This window comes from Natronomonas sp. (assembly GCF_046710025.1).
Classification (GTDB): domain Archaea; phylum Halobacteriota; class Halobacteria; order Halobacteriales; family Haloarculaceae; genus Natronomonas.
Genome location: NZ_JBKEGK010000126.1, coordinates 1 through 7,322, shown reverse-complemented (window position 1 = coordinate 7,322; position 7,322 = coordinate 1). Strand labels below are relative to the sequence as shown.

Annotated in this window: 4 protein-coding genes; all 4 read left to right on the top strand. The window is 67.5% G+C overall.

The genetic code is table 11. The features are described from left to right. Positions 1-250 precede the first annotated feature (250 nt). Complete coding sequence (locus ACI944_RS09415) at positions 251-634, top strand: VOC family protein (protein ID WP_411718789.1); 384 nt, start codon at positions 251-253, stop codon at positions 632-634. Positions 635-713: 79 nt separating this feature from the next. Next, a complete protein-coding gene (mutS, locus tag ACI944_RS09410) occupies positions 714-3,461 on the top strand; it encodes a DNA mismatch repair protein MutS (protein WP_411718788.1) in 2,748 nt (915 codons plus the stop codon). A 105-nt stretch (positions 3,462-3,566) separates the two neighbouring features. After that, positions 3,567-5,708 carry a DNA mismatch repair endonuclease MutL gene (mutL, locus tag ACI944_RS09405; protein ID WP_411718787.1) on the top strand — a complete coding sequence of 714 codons (2,142 nt, stop codon included), beginning with the start codon at positions 3,567-3,569 and terminating at the stop codon, positions 5,706-5,708. A gap of 135 nt (positions 5,709-5,843) precedes the next feature. Continuing rightward, positions 5,844-7,322, top strand: a 1,479-nt coding sequence (locus ACI944_RS09400; RefSeq protein WP_411718786.1) for an MATE family efflux transporter, incomplete at its 3' end; no start/stop codon positions are given.

The following is a 7,322-nucleotide window of genomic DNA, read 5'->3' as shown; positions in this document are numbered from 1 at the left end:
GATCCCGAGCTCCGTGTCGGCATCGAGTGTCGCCCCGACGCCAGCGTCGAAGACGCGCTCGAAGCCTCGCCGTGTGCCGTCACCGGTATCGATGGCAGGGGTATCGCTGTGCTCTCCGAAGACCTCAACACCGCGCTCGAAGCGGTCGAGGCCGCCGCGAACCGCTCCGCGTGAGCGGCCGCCGACTGGTATCGGAAGAACGGGACGGGTGGGCACAAGCAGTTTATAAACGTCGGCGCGTTGATGCGGTATGGAACTCGAACGGTTCTTTCACGTCGCGATCAAGACCGACGACATCGAAGCCAGTACCGCCTTCTATCAGGAGGTCCTCGGCGGCGAACTACTGGAGTCGGGCGACGCCGGCGACGGCTCCAACTACGTCGCGCTCTCCGTCGCCGACAAGCGAATCTATTGTTTCGAACGACCGCCCTACGAGATCAACGGCCTCGTCGAGGACCTCCCGGCCGGCATCCTCCACTTCGGCTTCGTCGTTCCCGACATCGACAGCGCCGTCGCGGAACTCGAATCGGGCGGAACAGAGCTTCTCATGCCGCCTGAGACGTTCGGCGATCTCAAGATCGCGTTCGTCTACGGCCCGAACGGCGAGTGGATCGAGTTTATTGAGGAGCTGTAGGCAGCCGACATTGTTTTGCATCGACGCGAAACCGCAACGACCCGTCACCCTTTAGCGGCCTCCACTCCCCGGTTCGCACATGAGTTCGGGTATCGTCGGGGAGTTCTTCGAATTGAAGGCCGACAGCGAGGCCGACCTGCTAGCGATGCAGATGGGCGATTTCTACGAGTTCTTCGGCGAGGATGCTGAGTTGGTCGGCGAGGAACTTGATCTGAAGGTGTCGGAGCGCTCCTCGGGCGGTGAAAGCCATGCGATGGCCGGAGTGCCGGTCGACGAACTGACGCCGTATATAAAAGCGCTCGCGGAGCGGGGCTATCGGGTCGCCGTCGCCGACCAACGCGACGACGGCGGGGATATCGTCCGCGAGGTGGTCCGCATCGTCACCCCTGGGACGCTCGTTGAGACCGACCAATCCGACGCCCAGTACCTCGCAAGCGTCGCGTACGACGACGGCGCATACGGCTTCGCGGTCTGTGACGTGACGACCGGGCGCTTCCGGGCGACGACGCTGTCCGGCGGGGACGCGGCTGACCGAACGCTCTCGGAGCTCTACCGCTTCGACCCTGTCGAGGTGCTGCCGGGACCGCGGGTCCGAAACGATGACGACTTTCTCGCGTCGATCCGAGATGATCTAAGCGCCCGGCTGACGCTGCACGAGACCGAAGCATTCGCGCCGGGACGGGCGCGTCACCGCCTCACGGAGCAGTTTGGGGATGCCCCCGAAAGTGTTGGGCTCTCCGAGATCGCCGCCGCGGCGTCGGGGGCAGCGATCGACTACGTCGAAGCGACGGGCGTCGGGGCGCTCGCCTCAGTCACCCGGATTGGCGCGTACGAACCTGACGATCACGTCGCCGTCGACGCGACGACACAGCGGAATCTTGAGGTGATCGAGCCGATGACCCCGGGCGGGCGGACGCTGTTCGAGACGATCGATCACACCGAGACGAGCGCCGGCGGGCGACTCCTCAAGGAGTGGCTTACCCGGCCGCTCCGGCGCGAGGGGACGCTCGAGACCAGACACGAAGCTGTCGATGCCCTCCTCGGGGACGCGCTGGCTCGGGACGGGATCGCGGAGACGCTTTCGGGAGCCTACGACGTCGAGCGCGCCGCGTCCAGGGCCGTCTCGGGGAGCGCTGACGCCGACGCCCTGTTGCGTGTTCGGGAGACGCTAGCGCTCGTGCCCGACCTTCACGAACGCATCGGGGGGGCCCCGGAACTCGCCGATTCGCCGGTCTCGACGCTGTTCGAGGATCTCGATCGGGCTGCGATCGCGGACCTCCGGTCGGAACTCGGGGCGCTGGCCGACGATCCGCCGAAGACGCTCCACGAGGGGGGGCTCATCACACGCGGCTACGACGAGGAACTCGACGACCTCGTGGCCCGCCATGAGTCGGCTCTGGAGTTTTTCGAGACGCTTGAGGAGCGCGAGAAGCGCCGCCACGGCTTCTCGCGGGTGACGGTGGGACGGAACAAGACCGACGGCTACTACGTCCAGGTTCCAAAGTCCGAGGCTGACGCGGTGCCCGAAGAGTACGAGGGGATCAAGACGCTGAAGAACGCCGAACGGTACGTCTTCGAGGGGCTCCGGGAGACGGAGCGGGAGATATTTCGGCTGGAGGACGAGCGCGGCGAGCGCGAGTACGAGGCGTTCTGTCGGCTCCGGTCGTCGGTCGCCGACCGGGCGGAGCTACTCGGGGCGGTCGGGCGGGCCCTCGCGACACTCGACGCCTACTGCTCGCTCGCGGCCCACGCCGCACGCCAGGGGTGGACGCGCCCGGAGTTGACGGGGGAGCGCGTCCTCGATATCGAGGCCGGGCGGCACCCGGTCGTCGAGACCGAAACCCAGTTTGTCCCGAACGACCTGTATCTCGACCGGGAACGCCGATTCCTGCTCGTCACCGGCCCGAATATGTCGGGTAAGTCGACGTACATGCGACAGGCCGCACTCGTGACGCTGCTCGCGCAGGTTGGATCGTTCGTCCCTGCCGACTCGGCACGGGTCGGCCTCGTGGACGGGATCTACACCCGGGTTGGCGCGCTCGACGAACTCGCGGGCGGGCGCTCAACGTTCATGGTCGAGATGGAGGAACTCTCGAACATCCTCCACTCGGCGACGGAGAAGTCGCTCGTCGTCCTCGACGAGGTCGGCCGCGGGACGGCAACGTACGACGGCATCTCGATCGCGTGGGCGGCCACGGAGTACCTCCACAACGAGGTGGGCGCGTTCACCTTATTTGCGACGCACTACCACGAGTTGACGTCGCTGGCCGAGGAGTTGCCCCGCGTCGAGAACGTCCACGTTGCTGTGGCAGGAGAACCGAAAGCGGAGGCTGGAGCGGAGACAGAGGCCGGGAGCGAAACGGGCGGAGATGGGGACTCGGGAGAAGGCGTCACCTTCCTCCGGACGATCGAACCGGGGGCGACCGACCGCTCCTACGGCGTCCACGTGGCCGACTTAGCGGGCGTTCCGACACCGGTCGTCGACCGGGCCGGTGATGTCCTCCGGCGACTCCGCGAGGAGCGGGCGATCGAGGCGAGAGGCGGCGGCTCCGGGGAGCCCGTGCAGACGGTGTTCGACCTCGGGAGCGGGGAGTTTCAGGACGGGAACGAGCCGTCGGGGGACGGAGCGGACGACGACAGCGTATCCGACAGCAGTCCACTCACCGATGGCGACCCCGGCGAGAGCGCATCCGGCGACGGTGAGGCGGTCGACACTGAGACGGCCGCCGTCGTCGACGAGGTCCGTGAAACGTCACTCGCCGAGACCTCGCCCGTCGAGTTGATGAACCGCGTTCGGGAGTGGCAGCGTCGTCTCGGCGACGAGTGACCCTCAGTCGGCTAAACACATCTTTTATTTCTCCTACCCCGTTCTGCCCGATAGCACGGGCGAAACCATTACGCCTGCCCCGACACACCGTCGAACCGAGACGCGATGTCACCGGATATCAGGGAACTCGACGCCGAGACACGCGACCGGATCGCCGCCGGGGAGGTCGTCGAGCGCCCCGCCTCCGTTGTCAAGGAGCTGGTGGAGAACGCCCTTGACGCCGAGGCGAGCCGGATCGACGTGGCCGTCGAGGCTGGCGGCACCGACCGGATCGTCGTCTCGGACGACGGCGTCGGGATGACCGAATCCGACGCCCGGCTGGCGATCGAGGAACACACCACGAGCAAGCTCCGGGACGTCGGCGATCTCGATTCGATCGGCACGCTCGGGTTCCGGGGAGAGGCGCTACACGCCGTCGGATCGGTGGCGCGCCTGCGACTCGAGACGAAACCGCGGGGTGGCTCACGCGGCACCGAGTTAATCGTCGAGGGCGGCGAGCTCGTTTCGTGCGGCCCGACGGGCTGTCCGGAGGGAACGACCGTCGAGGTGGCTAACCTCTTCGGGAACGTCCCGGCGCGTCGGAAGTACCTCAAGACGGAGGCGACGGAGTTCGACCACGTGGCCCGGATCGTCACCGGCTACGCGCTGGCTCGCCCCGACATTGCGGTCTCGCTCTCGCGGGACGATCGCGAGACGTTCGCCACGACTGGCGACGGCGACCGGAAGAGCGCGGTGATGGCGGTGTACGGCCGCGACGTGGCCGCGTCGATGGTCCCCGTCGAGTGCGAGGGCGAGACGGGGCGTCCGGTGGCCGGCGTTGAGGGTCTCATCAGCCACCCCGAGACGAATCGGGCGGGCAGTGAGTACGTGACGACGCTCGTCGACGGCCGGTACGTGACCGCGAGCGCGGTCCGGCAGGCGGTCGTCGACGCCTACGGCGACGAACTCGCGCCGGACCGCTACCCCTTCGCCGTGGTCGATCTGCGACTCCCGCCGGGCGGCGTCGATGTGAACGTTCACCCCCGGAAACTCGAGGTACTGTTCGCCGAGGAGGCGGCGGTCAAGACGGCCGTCACCGAGGCCGTCGAGGCGGCCCTCTCCGGGGCGGGGCTGCTCCGGTCGCGCGCGCCACGAGGGCGATCGGCCCCCGAACAAACCGAGGTATCGCCCGGGGAAACGGGGAGCGACGCCGGCGACGATCCGGGCGAACCGGAAGAGCAGGGCGAGCAGCGAAGCCCGGCGGAGCGCGCCTCTCGAGACAATCACGACGACCGGGGCGACAGCCGCGAAAACGACGCCGAAGCACGGGCTGGGAGCGCCGAAACTGAGCCGGGAAAGGCGAGCACCCCTGGGACGGATCGAGGGGACGCGCGAACGCAAAACCGAACGGAGAGCAGTTCCCGAACGCCTGACTCCGGGGGTGCGGGCGATCCCGGGACATCGGCCGACGCCGAGGGGACCACTTCGGGACCGAACGCCAGAGGGGAGGGATCGACACGGGATGGACCCCCGACAGCGACACCGCGGAGCACGGACGCCCCGTCGGACCCCACGACTCCGGACAGTTCGTCAGGACCGACGACACAGCGGACCCTCAACGGCGAGGAAACCACGGGAACGCCCGAGGAGTTCGATCGACTCCCTGACCTGCACGTCCTCGGGCAGTTCGACGACACCTACCTCGTCGCGGAGTCGGCGGACGGACTTCTCTTGATCGACCAGCACGCCGCTGACGAGCGGGTGAACTACGAGCGGTTGCAGGAGCGCTTCGCCGGCAACGTCACCACTCAGACCCTTGCCAACCCTGTGGCGGTCAGCGTGACCGCCCGCGAGGCGGCGCTGGCCGACGAGTACGGCGGGGCGCTCTCGCGGCTGGGGTTCAGGACACGTGTCGATGATGGAACGCTTTCGGTGACGACAGTGCCGGCGTTCCTGGCCGACCACGTCGGCGAAGCGACGCCGGAACTCGCCCGCGACCTGCTCGGGGAGTTCGTCGGGGGCGACCCGGAGGGTACCGTCGAGTCGGTCGTCGACGATGTACTGGGCGATCTGGCGTGTCACCCCTCGATCACGGGGAACACGTCGCTACGGGAGGGGACCGTCGAGGCATTGCTCGAGGCGCTCGACGGCTGTGAGAACCCCTACGCCTGCCCGCACGGACGGCCAACGGTGATCGAGGTTTCGACGGAAGAGATCAAAACGCGCTTCGAGCGCGACTACCCTGGCCACGGCGGCCGGCGGCGGTAGCGCGTTAAACGGAGGCCGGGATGTGCCGATGCGGCGTCGAGACGGAATCCATTTGTCCGGCCGAATCGTAGACCGGGTAGTGCGCAGTTACGACGGGCGGCTGGGCGAGGCTGTCGGTCGGGAGGGCTGAAACTGATGTTCAAGGGTCCAGACGACCTCGAGCTCACGGAGGGCGGGATCGCGAGGCCGCTTTTTTACCTCTCGTTACCCATCGTTATCACGAACCTGCTGCAGACCGCATACAACCTCGTCGACACGTTCTGGCTCGGCCAGTACTCGACGACGGCGCTTGCGGCCATCTCCTTCGCGTTCCCGATGGTGTTTTTGCTCATCTCGCTCGGGCTTGGGGTGTCGGTCGCCGGGTCCGTGTTGGTCGCTCAAAACATCGGCGCTGGCGACGAACGCGCCGCGGAGTACGCCGCCTCTCAGACGATGCTGTTCGCGGTGGTCGCTGCGATCGGAATCGGGGCCGTGGGGTACGTCCTCGTCGACGATCTTCTTTGGGTGTTCGGGGCCGAACCGGCGACGCTGGCCGCCGCGACCGCCTACATGCGCGTGATCGCGCTCGGACTACCCCTGATGTTCGGCTTTTTTGTCTTCATCTCGCTGATGCGAGGGTACGGCGACACGGTCACGCCGATGCTCGTGATGTTCGGGACCGTCGTCGTCAACCTCGCGTTGGACCCGTTTCTCATCTTCGGGTGGACAATCGTCGCCGACGCCCCGGTCGTCGGGACCGTCTCGTTTCCGGAGTTGGGTATTGTCGGCGCCGCCTATGCGACCATCATCTCGCGGGGGCTGGCGATGGCCGTCGGCCTCGCGATCATGTTCGCCGGCACGCGGGGCGTGAAGATCCGGCTGGCCGACATGCGCCCCGACGCAGCGTATTTCAAGAAGACTCTCGACATCGGCGTTCCGGCGTCGATCGAGTCGACGGGCCGCGCGATCTCGGTCAACGCGATGCTCGTGGTCGTCGGGAGCTTTCCGACCGCCGTCGTCGCCGGCTACGGGATCGGCGTCCGGATCTTCTCGGTCATCTTCCTGCCGGCGATCGCCGTCTCCCAGGGCGTCGAGACGATGGCCGGGCAGAACATCGGCGCGAAGAAACCCGATCGTGCCGGCCAGGCGGCCCACTTCGCCGCGAAAGCGATGTTTCTCATCCTCGGGGCGGCCGGGGGGGCTATCTTCCTGTTCCCGGAACCGATCTCGGCGGTGTTCACGAACGATCCCGAGGTGATCGGCGTCGGCGCGGAGTTCCTCCGGTACGTCGCGCTCACCTTCGGGTGTATCGGCGTGATACGGGCCTACACCGGCGCGTTCCGGGGGGCCGGACAGACGCTCATCGCCGCCGCCATCGCGGTCGTCTTTCTGGGGGGCATTCGTCTCCCGGTCGCCGCGGCGTTGGCCTACGGGATCGGCCCCTACACGCTCGAAGTTGCGGGCGCAACCCGCTCGCTGCCGGCGCTTCTCCCCGCCCTCGGCCCGCCGGGTATCTGGTGGGGGTTCATCGTCTCGAACGTCGCCGGCGTGGCGATCGCGTACGCGTGGTTCCTCCGGGGGACGTGGCGCGGCGGCGATGTCCGGGGCTCGGCAGGACCCTCCGGGAAGTCGGAG

Excerpts from the sequence above, each read along its gene's own strand:
- mutS (WP_411718788.1), top strand. The coding sequence starts at position 714 with ATGAGTTCGGGTATCGTCGGGGAGTTCTTCGAATTGAAGGCCGACAGC.
- ACI944_RS09415 (WP_411718789.1), top strand. The coding sequence starts at position 251 with ATGGAACTCGAACGGTTCTTTCACGTCGCGATCAAGACCGACGACATC.
- mutL (WP_411718787.1), top strand. The coding sequence starts at position 3,567 with ATGTCACCGGATATCAGGGAACTCGACGCCGAGACACGCGACCGGATC.